This is a genomic window from Vibrio sp. 2134-1 (assembly GCF_033339495.1).
This window is the reverse complement of record NZ_JAWOUS010000674.1, coordinates 1-597: the sequence shown is the minus strand read 5'-3', so window position 1 is coordinate 597 and position 597 is coordinate 1. Positions and strand designations below refer to the sequence as shown.

The window sequence follows — 597 nt, the reverse complement described above, 5'->3', positions numbered from 1 at the left end:
CGCGAAATATGGCTATACCACGGCTCAAGAAGGGCGAGCAACATCAGAAGGTTATGAAGCGATGAAACGCGCGTCGAAAAACGACAAGCTGATGATCGATTTGGTTGCGTACGCCGATATGGTATCGAGCAGTGATTTTATGGACTCAGAATACAACACGCCAGAGTACACAAACCATTTCCGCATCGGTGGCGTAAAGCTGAACTTTGATGGATCTCCACAAGGTAAAACGGCATGGCTAAGTCAGCCTTACTTCCACCCGCCACATGGACAAGATAAAGACTACGCTGGCTACCCAACCTTTGAAGATCAACAAGCTTACGATTACGTAGAAACGGCCTTTAAAAATGAATGGCAAGTGCTGACGCATGCCAATGGTGACGCTGCGATCGAGCAATTTATCAACGCAGTGACCAAAGCAAATGAAAAGCTAGGAAAACAAGACCGCCGACCTGTACTCATTCACGGCCAAACCATGCGCCAAGACCAAGTGGATCGCTTAGCTGCGCAAGGCATCTTCCCTTCTCTATTCCCAATGCATACTTTTTATTGGGGTGACTGGCATGTAGACTCGGTGCTCGGCCATCCTCGTGCCGA

Annotated in this window: 1 protein-coding gene; it reads left to right on the top strand. The window is 48.7% G+C overall.

Going from position 1 to position 597, the window contains the following annotated elements:
- Positions 1–597, top strand: a 597-nt coding sequence (locus R7R78_RS27895; RefSeq protein ID WP_225474824.1) for an amidohydrolase family protein, incomplete at both ends; no start/stop codon positions are given.